This is a genomic window from Acinetobacter sp. 2JN-4 (assembly GCF_003687745.1).
In the GTDB taxonomy this organism is placed as follows: domain Bacteria; phylum Pseudomonadota; class Gammaproteobacteria; order Pseudomonadales; family Moraxellaceae; genus Acinetobacter; species Acinetobacter halotolerans.
The window spans coordinates 260,806-278,001 of record NZ_RDNY01000001.1; the positions used below are offsets into that span (position 1 = coordinate 260,806).

15 protein-coding genes are annotated in these 17,196 nt (G+C 40.3%); 1 reads left to right on the top strand and 14 read right to left on the bottom strand.

Features of this window, described 5'->3' with window-relative positions; all coding sequences use genetic code 11:
• The 3 genes from tauC to tauA are packed head-to-tail and all read right to left on the bottom strand — an operon-like array spanning position 1 to position 2,720.
• The gene (gene tauC / locus EAH57_RS01385; RefSeq protein ID WP_121928523.1) at positions 1-882 is read right to left on the bottom strand and encodes a taurine ABC transporter permease TauC; all 882 of its coding nucleotides are present in this window, start codon (positions 880-882) and stop codon (positions 1-3) included.
• The gene (locus EAH57_RS01390; RefSeq protein WP_121928524.1) at positions 879-1,670 is read right to left on the bottom strand and encodes a taurine ABC transporter ATP-binding protein; all 792 of its coding nucleotides are present in this window, start codon (positions 1,668-1,670) and stop codon (positions 879-881) included. The genes tauC and EAH57_RS01390 overlap by 4 nt, the downstream gene beginning before the upstream one ends.
• 9 nt (positions 1,671-1,679) lie before the next feature.
• Positions 1,680-2,720 carry a taurine ABC transporter substrate-binding protein gene (gene tauA / locus EAH57_RS01395; RefSeq protein ID WP_171407340.1) on the bottom strand — a complete coding sequence of 347 codons (1,041 nt, stop codon included), beginning with the start codon at positions 2,718-2,720 and terminating at the stop codon, positions 1,680-1,682.
• 336 nt (positions 2,721-3,056) lie between these two features.
• Here tauA and chrA point away from each other — a divergent pair, with 336 nt between their 5' ends.
• Complete coding sequence (gene chrA, locus EAH57_RS01400) at positions 3,057-4,397, top strand: chromate efflux transporter (RefSeq protein WP_121928526.1); 1,341 nt, start codon at positions 3,057-3,059, stop codon at positions 4,395-4,397.
• Here the strand turns inward: chrA and EAH57_RS01405 are convergent.
• The 11 genes from EAH57_RS01405 to tssE all read right to left on the bottom strand — a co-directional run bounded on the left by EAH57_RS01405 (position 4,392) and on the right by tssE (position 17,181).
• The gene (locus EAH57_RS01405) at positions 4,392-5,012 is read right to left on the bottom strand and encodes an ATP-binding cassette domain-containing protein (protein ID WP_171407357.1); all 621 of its coding nucleotides are present in this window, start codon (positions 5,010-5,012) and stop codon (positions 4,392-4,394) included. The two genes, chrA and EAH57_RS01405, sit on opposite strands and share 6 nt — an antisense overlap.
• Complete coding sequence (modB, locus tag EAH57_RS01410) at positions 5,012-5,701, bottom strand: molybdate ABC transporter permease subunit (RefSeq protein WP_004668992.1); 690 nt, start codon at positions 5,699-5,701, stop codon at positions 5,012-5,014. The genes EAH57_RS01405 and modB overlap by 1 nt, the downstream gene beginning before the upstream one ends.
• Positions 5,698-6,465, bottom strand: coding sequence for a molybdate ABC transporter substrate-binding protein (modA, locus tag EAH57_RS01415; protein ID WP_121928527.1), 768 nt, complete (start codon positions 6,463-6,465; stop codon positions 5,698-5,700). Before modA ends, modB begins: the two co-directional genes overlap by 4 nt.
• A 134-nt stretch (positions 6,466-6,599) precedes the next feature.
• Positions 6,600-6,863 carry a PAAR domain-containing protein gene (locus EAH57_RS01420; RefSeq protein WP_121928528.1) on the bottom strand — a complete coding sequence of 88 codons (264 nt, stop codon included), beginning with the start codon at positions 6,861-6,863 and terminating at the stop codon, positions 6,600-6,602.
• A 33-nt stretch (positions 6,864-6,896) separates the two neighbouring features.
• Positions 6,897-7,664, bottom strand: coding sequence for an OmpA family protein (locus EAH57_RS01425; RefSeq protein ID WP_121928529.1), 768 nt, complete (start codon positions 7,662-7,664; stop codon positions 6,897-6,899).
• Between the two features lie 2 nt (positions 7,665-7,666).
• Positions 7,667-8,626 (bottom strand): type VI secretion system-associated protein TagF, encoded by a 960-nt coding sequence (gene tagF / locus EAH57_RS01430; protein ID WP_121928530.1) that lies wholly within the window; start codon positions 8,624-8,626, stop codon positions 7,667-7,669.
• A 37-nt stretch (positions 8,627-8,663) separates the two neighbouring features.
• The gene (tssM, locus tag EAH57_RS01435) at positions 8,664-12,476 is read right to left on the bottom strand and encodes a type VI secretion system membrane subunit TssM (protein ID WP_121928531.1); all 3,813 of its coding nucleotides are present in this window, start codon (positions 12,474-12,476) and stop codon (positions 8,664-8,666) included.
• A 27-nt stretch (positions 12,477-12,503) separates the two neighbouring features.
• Positions 12,504-13,925, bottom strand: coding sequence for a hypothetical protein (locus EAH57_RS01440; RefSeq protein WP_121928532.1), 1,422 nt, complete (start codon positions 13,923-13,925; stop codon positions 12,504-12,506).
• Entirely contained in the window at positions 13,925-14,920 is a 996-nt protein-coding gene (gene tssG / locus EAH57_RS01445; protein ID WP_121928533.1) for a type VI secretion system baseplate subunit TssG, read from the bottom strand. Before tssG ends, EAH57_RS01440 begins: the two co-directional genes overlap by 1 nt.
• Positions 14,884-16,692: a type VI secretion system baseplate subunit TssF gene (gene tssF, locus EAH57_RS01450; protein WP_121928534.1), complete on the bottom strand. Its 1,809-nt coding sequence runs from the start codon at positions 16,690-16,692 to the stop codon at positions 14,884-14,886. The genes tssG and tssF overlap by 37 nt, the downstream gene beginning before the upstream one ends.
• A 12-nt stretch (positions 16,693-16,704) precedes the next feature.
• Positions 16,705-17,181 carry a type VI secretion system baseplate subunit TssE gene (tssE, locus tag EAH57_RS01455; RefSeq protein WP_005195659.1) on the bottom strand — a complete coding sequence of 159 codons (477 nt, stop codon included), beginning with the start codon at positions 17,179-17,181 and terminating at the stop codon, positions 16,705-16,707.
• Positions 17,182-17,196: the final 15 nt, after the last annotated feature.

Below are 17,196 nucleotides of genomic sequence, written 5' to 3' on the forward strand. Positions count from 1 at the left end.
TTATAACTGTTGACCATACCAAGGCGAGAGTTGCTGTTGTAACCAACGCAAAAACAATTCAAAACTGACGGCGACAATGGCAATCACAATGATGCCGAGTACCACAGTATCGGTGATCAGGAATTGCGCCGCTGACTGCACCATAAAACCAATACCACGATCTGCTGCCACCAACTCCGATGCTACTAAGGTTGACCAGCCCACACCCAGACCAATACGGATTCCTGTCAAAATATGCGGTAACGCCGTTGGTAAAATCACATGCCAAAATACTTGTGACTGGCTCGCGCCTAAAGATAAAGCAGCACGCTCACGATTAAGTTGATGGCTCAACACGCCATGGGTACTGCTAATAATCACGGGTGCAAGGATCGAAAAGAAAATCAAAAGTACTTTGGTGGTTTCACCAATGCCGAACCAGATCACCAATAAAGGTAAATAGGCCAAAGGTGGAATCGGACGCAATAACTCAACCAACGGATCAAGCAGCGCACGCACCCATTTGTTCAATCCCATCCACAAACCGACAGGCACACCAATGGCAATCGCCGCGACTAAAGCCAGCAAGACCCGTGAAATACTTGCCGCCAAATGCTGCCACAATGTTGCTTGCATAAAGCCTTGTTGACTGACTTCAAGGAACTTCTGCCATACCGCTTGCGGACTCGGTAAAAATAGGCTGGGGACAATGTTTAATGTGGTGATCAGATACCAAATCGCCAATACACTCAAAACACTCGACAAACTAAGAATCAAACTACGGCGGCGAGCTACAAACCCTCCTAATGCATTCAGAACGAAACTTGATTGCTTGGGCTCGGATGGATGCAGCTCAGCAGTCTTCGTAACTTCATAGACTGTATTTTTTGCTTGACCCGTCATACAGTCACCTCATTTACTGCTTGTTTCTGTACACGTAACCGTTCAAACAATTGCTCACGTAATTGAATAAATTTTGAATCGGATTTAATCGCACGAATGGGTTCGCCCCGTTTATAGCGATCAGCAAAATCTAATTTTAAAGTTTCCACGATCTTGCCGGGACGAGCCGTCATTAACACCAGTTGATTGCTCAGTAACAAGGCTTCCTCAATATCATGTGTGATCAGAAAGAAGGATTTATTTTGTTCAATCCATAAATCTAAAACCAACTGCTGCATGGTTTCACGGGTAAATGCATCTAATGCTGCGAAAGGTTCATCCAACAAAATAAAAGCTGCATGGCTAATCAAAGCACGTGCAATACCAACACGTTGCTTCATGCCCCCTGACAATTCCCAAATATTAGCTTTGGCAACATGGCTCAAGCCAACAATTTTCAGAATCGTATCAACTTGCTGTTGTATTTCATGTGCTTTTAAGCCTTTAAGCTGCAAAGCAAAACCAATATTTTCAGAGACATTTAACCAAGGCAGCAAAGCGTGATCCTGAAACACCACAGCGCGGCGTGCATCAGGTGCAGTCACCACTTCATCATCCAGTTTAATTTGCCCTGAACTTGGCTTTTGAAAACCTGCCAAAATATTCAACAATGTTGTTTTACCACAGCCGGACTCACCCAAAATAACAGTCAAAGTCTCTTCTTCAATCTTGAGATTAATATCTTGAAGTACTGGCACAGTCTGCTTTGGAAAAGTTAAATGAAGATGCTCAGCAACTAATACGTTCATTTAGATCTCCTATGGCTGTAAGAAGTTGGTGGTAACATTGCCCTGATAGTTCGGCTTGACTTGATCGACTTTGCCCTGACTTTTTAAGAAAGTTGCTGTATCAAAAATATTCTTGGCAAACTCACCCGCTAACGTCGCTTGTTGTTGCTGACGATCTAGATAAATATTTCCTGAAAGCAGTAATGGAATATCTTTGCTATCCGACCCCGTCAGTTGCGCAATTTTCTGAATATTGTCCGCATTTTGTTGAAAGGCTTTGGGATCTTGGTTATAGGCTTCGATCTGCTTCAAGCTGGTTTTTACGAAGGCTTTGAGGAATTCAGGATTTTTCTCAGCAAAATCTTTGCGTACCACCCAAAGATCATAGGTTGGTGCGCCCCACTCACCGACTTGCTTTGAATCGGTAAGTACCTGTCCGCTGGCTTTGATTTTGCTTAATGCAGGTTCCCAAACATAAGCGGCATCGATATCACCACGTTCCCAAGCCGCAGTAATTTCAGGTGGACGTAAATTAATGATTTTGAGTTGGTTCTCTGAAATATCCCAATGCTTTAACGCAGACAATAAGCTGTAGTGTGTTGTTGAAACAAAGGGAACCGCAATGGTCTTACCCACTAAATCTTGTGGTGTTTTAATCCCCGATTTATGACTCACCACCAAGGCCTCAGAACCACCTAATTTTGAAGTCACTAAAAATACTTCGATGGGTAAATCACGACTGGCGGCCGCAGCGAATGGACTTGAACCAATATTTCCGATCACCACATCACCTGATGCCAGTGCATTGATCACATCTGAGCCCGCATCAAATTTACGCCATTGAATGGATTGCTGACTATCACGCTCATAATCACCATTGGCCTGTGCTACTTTGGTTGGATCAATACCCGTCTGATAAGCAATCACCACCGATTTGTTATTTTTTGATTGTACTGATGTAGCATCTTTTTGATTTTGATAAATAATAAAAACAACTATCGCCACAAGGACGATTGTTGTAACAATAAGTGGCTTGCGGTTTTTGAGGCCCATAATGAGATGATCTTTCAATAATAAGGACTTATGGTATGCGCCATGTTTTATTATTAAAAATAAGAAAAAATGCGTTGTTTATTCTTTTGAGGTATATAAAACATTCATTCTTCTTATAGATTTCCCCTAAGCCCCTTTTGTTTCTCTTGATGGAAGAAATACAAAGAGGCTAAACAATTATGCAAAGGGTCTATCAAAACCGTGCAAATATTTATGGCATTTTCATTTTTTTGAATAACTACACATGCAAAATATACAAGACCAATAAAACTAACTCACCTATAATTCGCTGTTATTACAGTACATAAGCGCTATCGTGTATGTAAAAAAATCAACAGCGTTCTGAGAAAAATCATGCAACAAGCTGACGCACCAAACCAAGCTCCAACGATTCCATTTTGGCAAGCCTTTTTATTTTGGCTAAAGTTAGGTTTTATTAGCTTTGGTGGTCCAGCCGGTCAAATTGCCGTAATGCACCAAGAATTAGTCGAACGCAGGCGCTGGATTTCTGAAAAAAGATTTTTACATGCATTGAATTACTGTATGTTGCTTCCTGGTCCAGAGGCGCAACAATTGGCCACCTATATTGGTTGGTTAATGCATCGCACTATCGGTGGTTTGGTTGCTGGCATTTTGTTTTTCCTGCCCTCATTATTTATTCTGATCCTACTTTCTTGGGTTTATATCCAGTTTGGTGATGTCCCGATTATTGCAGGGCTATTTTACGGCATAAAACCTGCTGTCACCGCAATCGTATTCCATGCAACCTATAAAATCGGTCATCGCACCCTCAAAAATAAGTTTTTATGGTTTATTGCCAGCACAGCATTTATCTCTATATTTTTCTTTAATATTCCCTTTCCAATCATCATCCTCAGTGCGGCAATATTGGGCTATCTGACCAGTAAAAAATATCCGCTCTTATTTGCTCAGCAAACTGCGCATACAAATAGCGCAAAAAGTTATGGTACAGCGGTAATTGATGATGATACTCCGCCACCCAGTCATGTTATTTTTCGTTGGGCGAATCTATTCAAGATTTTAATCATTGCAGGATTATTATGGTGCGTGCCGATATTAATGTTGTCCTTAACATTGGGATGGCAACATACTTATACCCAAATGGCATGGTTTTTCACTAAAGCTGCTTTACTGACCTTTGGTGGCGCTTATGCAGTTCTGCCTTATGTCTATCAGGGTGCAATCGAGAATTATGGCTGGCTCAGCCCAACGCAAATGATTGACGGCCTTGCATTAGGTGAAAGTACCCCCGGCCCACTGATTATGGTGGTGGCTTTTGTTGGTTTCCTTGGCGCTTTCAATGCAGCATTATTGGGAACTGAGCATTTATTTCTTGCAGGTGCAATTGGAGCCGTAATTGTCACGTGGTTCACTTTTCTTTTTTCTTTTGTATTTATTTTGGCGGGCGCACCTGTCATCGAATCCACCCATAACCAACTTAAATTTACAGCTCCACTGACCGCAATTACAGCAGCCGTGGTTGGGGTGATTTTAAATCTCGCACTGTTCTTTGGCTATCATGTGCTTTGGCCTAATGGTTTTGAGCAAGGATTTAATTTTGAAGCTGCACTGATGACTCTTGCTGCTTTAATTGCATTATTTAAATTCCAGATCAATGTGCTGTACGTGATTTTTGCATCTGCGCTGTGTGGATTAATGCTATATCTCTTATAAATACCACATCACATCTGTGAGCTGCTCGATCTCCGCTTTGTCATGGCTGACATACAGCATCGGGATTTTAATATCCTGTATTACCTGCTGAAAAAAAGGAATAATCTCAGCCTTATGCGCTGCATCCAAGGCTGATAATGGTTCATCTAATAACAATAAATGTGGTGAATAAAGTAACGCTCGACCTAAGGCAACGCGCTGCTTCTCGCCACCTGAAAGCTTAATCGGCATTCGCTCGACTAAATGACCTAACTTTAATAACTCAATAATATAGTCCACATCAAACTGCCGTTGCTGCGGCTGAATATGCTTAAACCCAAAACGTAAATTTTGCATCACATTTTTATGTGGAAACAGTTGTGCATCTTGAAAGACCAAACCGACGCGGCGTTGTTGCGTCGTTAAATTAATCTTTTGACCATGATCAAACCAAGTCTGATCCTGAACCTTGATCCAACCTGATTGTGGCGTGATTAAACCAGCGATACTGTGCAAAATTGTGGTTTTTCCTGAACCCGATGCACCAAACAAACCAATGACTGAATGATCGGACTGGAAACGCTGATCAAGATAAAATTGCCCTTGCTGTAAACGAATATGACAATCAATCATCATCATGCATAACCACGCTTATTTTTCTGATAGCGATTGAACCACTGTGCAAACCATAAGGCAAAAAAGGCAACGGTCAGTGACAAAATAATCAAGCGCCAAACGGCGGCTTCAGTATCAGGTTGCTGCATGAGACTATACATCGCTAAAGGTAAGGTTCGCGTTTCACTGGCAATGTTACCAACAAAGGTTATGGTCGCACCGAACTCACCTAAACTTCGACAGAAACATAAAATACTACCCACTAGAATACCACTACTGGCCAATGGCAAAGTCACCTGCATAAATGCACCAAATGAAGAAGCACCCAAACTCTTTGCTGCAATTTCTAAACGCTGATCGACCAGTTCAATTGCAAGTCGTATCGATTGTACCAATAACGGAAACCCCATCACTGCCGATGCAAGCACCGCTCCTTTCCAGTTAAATGCAAACTCTATCCCGAATGGTGCGAGATACTGCCCTAAAAATCCATTGTTTCCAAAAACTTGCAATAGTAAATAACCGGGCACCACTGGTGGCAACACCAACGGTAAAAACACCAGCGTCTCTAATAGTGATTTTCCCCAAAACTCTTTTCGCGCCAATATCCAAGCAATCAAGGTGGCAGGAATTAAACTAAAAATGAGACAAGTTGCTGCCACTTTACATGACAGCTTCAGGACTTCGATCTCTTCAGGTGTAAGCATCATTGCGGCAGTACACTAAAGCCATATTTTTTAAATATAGAAGTTGCTTCTCGGCTTTGCAGAAACTGATAGAACTTTACGGATTCTGTATTGTTCTTAAGTAATCCAACAGGATAAATAATCGGTGTATGGGTATTTTCAGGAAATACAGACACAATCTGCACTTTTTTCGTGATCGCCGCATCTGTCGCATAAACAACTCCCGCTTGGCACTCACCACGTGCCACGAAATTTAAAGCTGCGCGTACATCTTCCGTTGCAACGAGACGGGGCTCTATGCTCCCCCACCAGCCCAACGATGTTAGCGCTTGCTTTGCATATCGTCCCACAGGCACACTTCTGATATCTCCTGTGCAAACCCGACCTCGAATCACACTCAGAGGATCAAAGCTATTTTGCATTTTAATCTTGATTGGACGATCTTTTGGACTAATCAGGACTAAACGATTGCTGAGTAAGTTGATCCGATGATGAGCCGTGACTCGTTTTTTATTTTGTAAATAATTCATCCAATCTACATCAGCGGAAATAAAGAGGTCCGCCGGTGCTCCCGCTTCGATCTGTTTGGCTAATGTTGCAGAGCCTGCATAAGAGGTTTTTATTTTGACTTTATTTTCGTGTTGATAATGCTGAGTTAATTCATTGATTGCATCCGTCAGACTTGCAGCTGCATAGACCGTTACTGTATTGCTCGCCAATACATTTGCGCTTAACGATAAATTTCCTGCAAACAATATTGTTGCAAAGCATGCTACTTTAATCTTCATATGCGTTCTATGTACCTTCCTCGGATTCGCTATGTTTCCACAAACATAACGCCTAATAAAGATACACTAAAAACCACAATTAGCCAGTTTTGTACACTGGCAAATGTCGCTAAAAATAACGATAAGTGAGAAATCTAGCCTTTTACAGCTAAATTTTGCTTCGGCAACAACTTACATCCGCATGATAAAGGGTCATTGACTCGTGCAGCCGCTTTTCCCATCACCTGCATATTTGGATCACCTGCAATAATCGTTGAAACCGTTTGATGCTTAGGGCAAGTCGCTTTATCACCGACACAAGCAATCGGAATACCCTCAATTAAGAAGCTACTATTTCCAGAAATGACCTTCCCACCACCAGTTGTTGGACAACCAATCACAATATAGGGTGTTGCCATAATCACATCCCTCGCATCTTTAATGCTAAAAAATTAAAGTACTTCAAACTCAATCCGACGATTTTTACGGCGACCATCAGCAGTTGCATTGTCTGCGATCGGTTGGCTTGAGCCCTTACCTTCTGTACTTAAACGATCAGTCGCAATATTTTTAGCGACTAAATAATCTTGTACAGCAACGGCACGCTCCCTACTCAGAATTGTATTTTTATTGGCATCACCTGAGCTATCGGTATGCCCAATGATTCGGACTTGCTTACTACCGACCTTATTTAAAGCAACGGCCATTTCATCCAAAATACGTTTACCTGCATCAGTTAAAATCGCACTACCTGATTCAAATTCAATGATGCGATCTTTCAAAGCATCATCAATGACTTTTTGCTCAGCCAGATTTACAGAAAGCTGGGCATTGAACCGATAAGGCTGTTGAACTAAAGACTGGAAATTTGAAGCTGTAGGTTGAATCTCATTTGGATTTGTCATTTTCCCAGTCAGCTCAATCTGAGTCCCTTGTACACGTAATTGTCCCTGCTTCACTTTTTTTAGATCAGGTGTAATCACGCGCGTCACTGAATCACTCCAACCATTTGGCGCTGAAACAGGACGAACCTGAATCTTGTCTACCACTTGATCTGCACCATAAACAGACTGCATTTTAACCAAAATCGCCTGTTTGCTTGCTTCATTGGGAACAACACCTTCAACCACTATCGGTGCTGCGATGGCTATATGACTCAGCACTAAACTCAATAAACCGACAACACAGCTACCCAATATAAATTTCGTATTATTTGTCATATTTATTCATCTAAAAAAGTTTGTCGAAATAGCTTTAAACCTTGGTTAAGGCTCAACTGACGTTGACACAATGATTGCTCTAAAGTAGCAAGACCTGCATTCTGCTCAAGATAAGCATCAATCCACTCGGCTTGGATCAAAGATACCCAATGATCACTCTGAATATTCTGGGTAAACAGATCACTTAGCGCCATAATATCTGCCCCTTGAAAACCGATAAATAAAATAGGGTCTTCCCGATGCAAGATACCAATCAATATTTCTGTATTACTTTTTTCTAAAAAGCGCCCAATCATTCCCACCCAAAAAGCAGCAATTTCATAGCAATACATATGGTTATTGATTGGCAAAATCAGTACTTTATTCAGACGACTGGTACCATTTTTTAAGATTGGCTGGAGCAAAAGCCCCAAGCCGATCATACTTTGTGCCAGTTGATAGACATTGATTTTCATCAATTGAGCAAAGGAATGCAGTGTATGATTTTCATAAAAACTATTGCATTCTGATGCGGTGAAAACCTGAACTAAATTGGGTAAATTGTTGAGCTTATCCAACATCACATCCGTATCGCGGATACTGCGTAATACTCGATTTCGTTGAAATAAATCCACCAACACCGACTTATAAAAATAAGGTGCAAGCAACAGATTTTTATAAGGCTGTTCAATCTCTAGTAATTGACTCAATACCATCGGGAATGCTCGTCCTGAGCTATCTTGGCTGGCAATCAAGTTTGCGACCAAGAACATTGATTCCGAAGGATTTGCAATAAAAAAATCAAGTGCAGGCAAAGCCTCGTAGCGCTGTTTAAACTCAGGCGCTTGCATTGCATGCTCAAGTGCTTCAGTGATCCACTGATCAAGCACTTGAATCAACGTATATTGACCTTTGGATTTAATGAAATCCCCACGAGCAGGTGTTTTTCCATAATACAATGGCGTAGTTTTTACTGCTTGCATACACCCCCCTCATGATACTGCTTGATCATCCTAATCATTACGGTGTTGCTCCTTGAGATGGTGAAACAGTAGAAGGTTGTGGTGTCGCAGCAGTGTTGGTTGGTGTGGTTTGGGCAGCGACAACGCGAACTGCTTTCTCAGTTACCACATTATCCACAAGTTTTAAATCTGCATAACCACGACTTGATCCGACGTTGCCTGAGCTATTGCCACTGATTAATCTAAAGTTTACTTTCAACGCCAATGCTGGATTTGCCTTGCTCTTCCAGAGCATTTCAAAACTACCATTCTGCTCTTTACGTTGTGCACTATCAATCAAACGATTAATCCCGTACTCACCAGGTTCATCAAAGATAGTATGGGTTTGTCCTTCTAGATCAATCGCAGTAATGCGAGCACCAGGAATCGCGCCTTTATTTGGCCAAACAAAATTCACCCATTGTTGAATACCGTTTTCATAGACCATACGTTGCCCATCAATATCAATGGTATAAGACAAGAATTGCGGGTTCTGCAATGGATAAAACTGGAAGTTAGATTGATTCGATGCTGGCGCAGCCGCCGGCTGATCCAAACTGCCCGTCGCCATACCATTCACTGGTGCGACATATTGTTGGAAAGCCATCACAAATTTTGGATTCAGGCTGATGCCTAAATCTTTCCAAGTTTTAGAAGTCAGCACATAACCACGACGAATCACAAATGGATCTAAAGCCTCTTTCACAAAACGAGAAATACTACCTGTTTCACCAAAGATCTGACCAATTTCATTACTGGTTGCTTGAAGTGTCACACTCGAATTAAATGGATACTTCTGACTAAGATTGGTTTGGAATGGTTGATAGGCTTGTATACCCCAAAGTTTATTTAACTCATCCTGAGTTGGCAGGATCAAACTTGAAAATGCCTGCGTCAATGGACTCATCAATAATTTCTGCGCCACTTGCTGATCAGCTTCTTTCATACCCACCATCATTTTCTCATCAACATACTTCTGGGTAATGTTAAAGACAGAAGTTTGATCAGTAATGGTCTGTTTCACCAATGCCATTGCATTCGGTCCAATCTCACCTGCTGTTTTGAGGTCATTGAACTTACTACGCACTTGCGCGAGATTATTCATGTACTCATCAAATAATGATTTGTCTTGTAGATCATCACGTTTACGCACCAATTGATAGAACATTTGGTACTCTTGCGAAATTGCACCCTGTGCTTTATTCATGGCTTGAACAGTGCGCTGATCATCCGAATTCCTCAAAACTTTACGTTTGAACCACGCAATGAAGCCTTTTTCAGGAATCGCCAATTCTGCTTGTACAATCGGATTATCCCAATTGGTTTCGATAGCTATGCGTTGTAATAACACGCGAATTGGTGAGTTTTGTGGTTCACCTAGAACATCAATATTTTTGACTTGTTGGCTAAACTGATCCGCTTTTGCATAATAAATACCATTCAGGAATTTTTTCCATTCCGCTACATATTCTTGTTTATACAAAGCCACCAACTGTTTACGAATCTGTTCTGGGCTACCAGAGAAAGTGAGATCGTCGGATTGACGACTGTTCAATACCCAATCTTTGCTGTCTGTTGGTTTATTTGCGGCATCATCGATGGCGGTTTCCACATATTCATCCCAAGCTTTCTGTGTAAAAACACCTGGCAATGCATAACTACCTAACACGATACCTCGATTTTGCTCGCCAACAATTTGACCAACTGTTACCGCTGGGAAACGCACTGCAGCGCGCATTTTAATTTCATTATAAACACGATCGCGTGCTGGCATACCTTGAACGACAGACAATAGTACTTGACGCGTTTGATCAACAACTTGCGCATCAGTTTCCAAGATAGGGAAACCACTTTGATTGGCCAAGGTCATCGCATAAGAAAGAATCTTTTCCGCATCCTGAATCATCTCGCCACGTGGCATTTGGCCACGATTACTATCTAACCAAGAACGCCAGAAACGAGAGACTTGATCACTCAAATGACTGCTATCCATGTATTCAGGATTGCTCATCATCAGATAAGCTTTAAGCGCATTGTAAGCATCTTGAGGGTTGCTATCAGACGGCTCTAAATACTGTTGAGTTTTAGCAACCTGCTTGATTTCGACATTGACATGATTTTCTTTCAACGTTGTTTCATTGTTTTTAACACGTTGCAAATATTGCGCGATATTTTGCTGAGTTGGCGTCAACACGATCTGCTTGATACCTTTCAAGTATTCAGCTTTTAAACTTTCGCGCAATTGATTGCCTTGATACAAGCCGAAACTAAATTTGAGCGGGCGATTGCTATCGAACTCATCCAGCTGTTGTAGACGCTCTTGTAAGATTAACAAAGCTTCAAGTTGAGTTGAGAGTTGTCCACCAGATGACTTTTCTAAATGCACAACTTTATCTAAATCTGCCTGTACGTCGCTGATCAATTGTTGGTTATTGCGATATGACCAGACCCATACTCCCAATATCAGTGAAACGCCCACCAATGCGCCGATAAATGCGATATAGCGTTGACGTTTTTTAGCAGGGTTAATGTGCTGTTTTACTAAATCCTTATCTCGCAAAATGACATTCGAGAACAATCCATGTAAGAAATAGCCATGATTCGGCGCAACTGATGGTGTGATGCCTTCTTGGGTACTACTTTGGATATGCTCAAGCTGAAACTCTTGTGCAATGTTCTCTGTCATTGGGCTTTCAATCACGCCCTCTTGCAAAGCACTGGTAAAATAGAAACCACGGAATACCGGTTGGAACTGATATGGATTATCTTCAAATAAAGTCCCAATAAAGCTCTTAAGTGCAGGCTTTAATGTTTTGAACTCCAGTGGGAATGTCATGACACTTGGTGAGATATTTTGCGAATGACGACGACTTAAATGCGTCGTGCTGACGCTTTTCAAACCGTCATAAAGCAAGCTGTAATGTTTATCAAATAATTCGACAGCATTTTGTGAGGAGTTCTGCTCATACGGCAAAGTCGCTCCCCAAGCTTGGTTGTATTCTTGCGATTCATAACAATCGAAGAACTCCGTAAATCCAGCAATCAAATCCATTTTAGAGAAAATCAAATAGACAGGAACCACAACTTCTAATTTCTCGGTCAAATCTTGAATACGAGCACGTAAGTTCTTGGCCAATTTCAATGAACTTTCAGGACTCTGACTGACTAACTCAGCGATACTCACAATCACAATCAAGCCATTTACAGGGGCTTTGGAGCGATTTTTCTTTAAAATATTCAGGAAGCCTAACCATTCAGAATGATCTTCTGAATAGACCGAATAACGGCCTGCGGTATCCAGTAATATCCCTTCAGTTGAGAAAAACCAATCACAATTACGTGTGCCACTCAGACCTGCAGACACCATTTTTTGATGCGTTTCTTCAAAAGGAAACTTTAACCCAGAGTTATAAATTGCAGAACTCTTTCCTGCCGCGGGGTTACCAATCACCATATACCAAGGCAATTCATATAACGCTGCATTACCTTTTTTATCGCCTAATTTTGATTTACGAATCAACTGAATCGATTCTTTCATCTGCTGATGGATTAACTGTAATTCAGCCTTATCTTTTTGTTGATCATGTTCAGCACTACTTTCTTGCTCAATCGCATTGGCTAACTCTTCACCCTGTGCAGCATGGCGTTTTCTTTGGATCAACCAATAAATGCCATAGACGATTAAACCCAGTACATAGGTTGCAGCCAAAGCCAGAAAAATATGACGTGGAATAACCGAATAGGAAGAAACAAGTGCCACAAATAAAGACAAGGCAATAATTGCTTTCGGATTGGTGATGTACTGCCACAGATAACCTAAAATGATGTACATTGAGTTCTCGAATTCTTAAAAAGTTAATCAATCAGCAATCGCAACGCTTTCCTGATCTTGCTTAATCTCAGAAAAAGTTTGAATAAATGCTTTAAAATTTTGGCTATACACAAAAGCAACCTGTGGATCTGGAAGCTGTGCCCCCAACATCAATCCAAAAACTTTTGCGACGTTTTGAGTGTGCCCAGCCATCGTTTGGCAATAAAGATAATGATGCGGTTCAATTGGACTCTCTGCAAAAAACTGCGTTAGTTTTTTAACAACTTTGACATCAGAACCATCTTCAATCACCAAGACAAAAGGCGCCTCATCCTCATATTGTGGTAAATCATGAATATCTAGCTCATCAAAAATTTGCTTTAAATTATTTTGATTTGATACAAGCTTTAAGATTTTTAAAGCTTGTAACTGTTCTATCTCAACCACTGCAGGTGCAACACAACAACTGCTGACATATTCAGCAGGTGTGTACGCTTTTTTGCCCCACATTTTTTCATCGATAATTTCTTGATCAAGCTCAGAATCAGCTGCAATGATCAATGAAATTTCGTGTGGCTGTTTTTGAATTCGATCAAATAACTCAACCACATACTGATCAACAGATGATCGACTGACGAAATGATATTCGATATGAAACTTCTGTGGAATGATCCCTAAATCATAGAAAATGGCCTGAATACCGTCATTACTGCTTTGATCATTCCAAGTGTGAATTACATCCTCAGAAATTATCATATGCAAGTTAAGCTTCTCTAAACGATAGACCTGCTCAATCTGCTTTAACTCAGTTCCCTCATCACTCGACACGGTCGGATCTATCCAAGCTGGATGCATACGGTACTCATGCAAATTCTGGCTTTCATAAAACAAACTAGAACGTTGTAAATGATCTGAAATAGTGCTCAAAATTTCATTATGCTGTTGAATTTGATGATGGATAAGTAACGTGATTCGCTGCTGTCGCATGCTGACAAATTGCATATCTGCAGATGTATCTTCACTGAGCAACTGATCCAATGCCTCAATACGATAAGACAAAACGGGCGATCCATGCGCATCCAATAAATTGCTATCCAACAACGGCCCCGCAAGCGTTTTGATACCCTCAAGCGTTGAATCATTTTCACCTAAAGCACTATATGCTCCTGCCGCATAAATGTTCAGCTCTAACCACGTGCTTTTTTGGACTTCTTTTTGCTCAGTAGCTTCAATATTTTGACTTTGCTCAGCGGCTAAAGCTTGTTGCTTTTTATCTTTATACTTTTGATAAGCCTGATATATCAACCACGGTAAAATCAAAACTGAGGTGATGATTAAAGGTAATATAAGGAAATAATGGATGAGATCGCCTGATTCTGGTTGATATTGGGTATCACGCCAAAAATAAATCACAATCAACCCGACCAAGAGGAAACAAGTGATAAATATTGCGATAATCTTCTTCATCATTATGCCGCCCCCAACAGTGCATAACGCGTTTCAATGTTATGTTGTAATTGTGTGGATGGCATTAAAAACGCCCCTTGCCCTAAACCAATATTATGGGTCGAATTTAAACCCATTGGACCAATTTCACTTTTATCCAAGATCAGCCGAACATCGATAAACAACGTTGGACTACACCACGTTTGGATCAAATGCTTCAATTTTTTATTTAAGGGTTGTTCGGGTAAAAAAGCCAAATATTGCTCTCGCTTTAATGGGCCAATTTGTATTTCAATCTTGCCATCAATTTGTTGTACGATATCCCCACAAAAGGTATTCACTCCCAATAAACTTGGATTTTTCCCACCCAAACTGGTCTTCTGTTCGTCACCTAACTGGAATTTTTCTTTCACAAATTCCTGAATATGTACCTGCTCATTAAACATGCAGGTCAATACAGTTTTCAAGGCATGTGCGGTGTTGTTCTGCCCTTGCATCAAACCTGCAAATTCAGCAAAGTATTCTTCTAAATCTTGCTGCTCATGTTGGGAACTAATATAACCATTTAAGGCATGCAGAATATCGAGGTAATGATTATCCTGTTCGATTTCATAACGGATCGGTAAATTGTAAGTCAGGCTTGCATCAACATACTTCGCGGTCAAAGTATGATTGAACAATCCCAAAAACTCTTTCGCTTCGAGTCTTTGCTGTCTCGAACTTTGTTTTAATTTATTGGTATAGGTATAAGGCAACGTACCTTGTGTGCCTGTTAAACCCACAACAAGATTTGTCAAATAAATACGTTCATCTTGATAGCGTAATTCTTCAATTTCAGTCGCAGGAAAGCTTAAACTAAAGGATGTTTCAAACTTAAAATCATCTGACCAATTTCGAGACACAGGTGCATGAGGCACATGCCGCAATAGCCGGGCTGACTGGATAAACTCAAAAGTGCCTGCCTTTTTAAAGAGCTGATCAACTACAGAAGCGTCTTGCCACCAACGTTCTGAACGCATTGGTATATCTCCTGTTGGTTAAGACTATCTTTAACAACTACATCAACAAAACTATTGATCTGCACTTTAAGATTAAAGATATGGCTGAGTAACTGGCTAAAAATATATAAGCTATGCCCTCTAAAGACGCTTCGATTCACGTCTAACTCTACTTTTACCCCCCGAATAAACATCGGAAATGGTTTGGCATTGACCAATTTATTGGTCGTCGAAAAACTTAATGTTTTCAATGCATCAATCAATAAAATATTTTCTTTGGAATGTGGCAAATTGTATAAGGCTAATAATTCTTTGAGGTGGCTGAGCGCATCCCCTTTCATCAACGCCAAAGTATTCAATGACAAATGCGAAATAATTCGCCACTGTTCATTTTTATTTTTATCAAACTCAAAAGGAGATGTTGGACGTTTCAGAATCAAAGCACGTCGAGCCAAACTGCTATCATTTAGATTTAAAATATTATTGCTTTGACCCAAAGCCTCATGCGCTAAATCACCATTTGAGCACAACAATTTGGTACTAATAAAATCTGATTTTATTTCATACGGTTTTAAATGCTTCGAAACAATTGAATATCCCATTTGCATGGTTTTGTTGGACGATGGGAAGTAATTCAATGCATAAAAAAACTGTACTTTATCGTTATGGTAATGGCTCATCGCGAAGAAAGGGAGCACAGGCAAATAGGTTTGGTCCAGATTGGTTTTTTCCCGCACCATATTCATTTCAATCACTGAATACACTTGATATAGCTCAGGATGATGCGCATCTGTTACCAGTGGATATTGCAATTGGGTATGGGCTATTTTTTGTGGCTCAGCCTGTTTTTCAAACAGATTAATTGCGGGTGTGGTAAATAATTTGAAATTTGCGATATTCAATTCTGAGTAATTACGTACCACAGCCTGATCATTTAGATTCAATTTAAGATGAATCAAAATTTCAAAACTCGAATGTTGCTGCAGGATACCTTTTAACTGACTTAAGTCGAGATTGAGATAGTTAAATTTTTCAGGAAAACAAAAATATTCCATCAACAACCGATAAGCATGATGCGTATGTTGATCAACAGGAAGTAAACTTTCTTGCTCGGTGAAACCCATCACCAAAAATGGATTGGGAATCTCGACAATACGTGATCCAATCCGTACTGAAAAAGCTGTTTCTTTGTGAAAAATACTATCTAAGACTTGTAATGGAAAATTTGAGATCGCATCTAAATAAATTGGAAGTTTTTCGTCAAGTACACAAGACTGAGCATCATTAAATACTTCAAATTTCAAACTTAAGGTTGCATTCTGATTCAGATGCATATGCGTACTGGGTGAAGTCTGAAAATCCAAATCCGTTAACGCGATGGGTAATAAACGAACTTCATTGCTGGTATTAAATTCACATTGCACGCCTTTAAAACTACGTGATCTTAATGCCGTTTTTTGAGGAATAATATGTGGTGATGTCAGTTGTTTAATTTTATTAATATCTTCAAAACTGACCACAGTACAGGCTGGAAAATGACGTAAATATTGAGGAAACATCACCTCAAATAACGAATAAGTAAATACGTCATAGCTGTCTGCTAATTTTTTATCAATTCGCGCCGCAATCAATGAAAAAGCCTGAATTAACCGCTCAATATGAGGGTCATCAATTTGTTCTTGGTTCAGTGATAATCGTTGAGCAATCTTTGGATACTTCTGCGCAAACTCTCTAGATTGTTGACCGAACTCTTGTAATTGTTTTTCATAATACGGTAAAAGTTGTTCTATCACAGTTCTCTCGCGCTAAGCTCTTGCAGAAATAACATATTGTTGTGTCGTCGGTTTCAATAAAGCATCAAAAAAAACGGGTTCATATAACGGATGAATATTTAAGTAAGCTTGAATGCTTAAACACAATGCCCCCATATTATGCCCATCTAACAACATCTCGACTTTAATCTGTCGCAACCTTGGCTCATGTGCCGCAATAGACTGCTCAATAGACTGACAAATCTTATCTCGATCCAACGGATTTGCGGTTGAAAGTCCAACGAAATCAATGATCCCAAACTGCAAAATAGACTTTTTTGCGAGTGGATATTCATCCATATCAGTATCAAACTGCGCAATTCTGGTATTGAGTAGATCCTCCAAATCACGAGCAACCGACTCCCGTAATTGTTGAATCGACAATCCCCTTAAATAATCTTCATGCTCAGGTAATAAGCGATCAAACAGTGTTGACCTAAACCCATATGGATATAAATGATCTAAATTCATTTTGATAAAACAGAA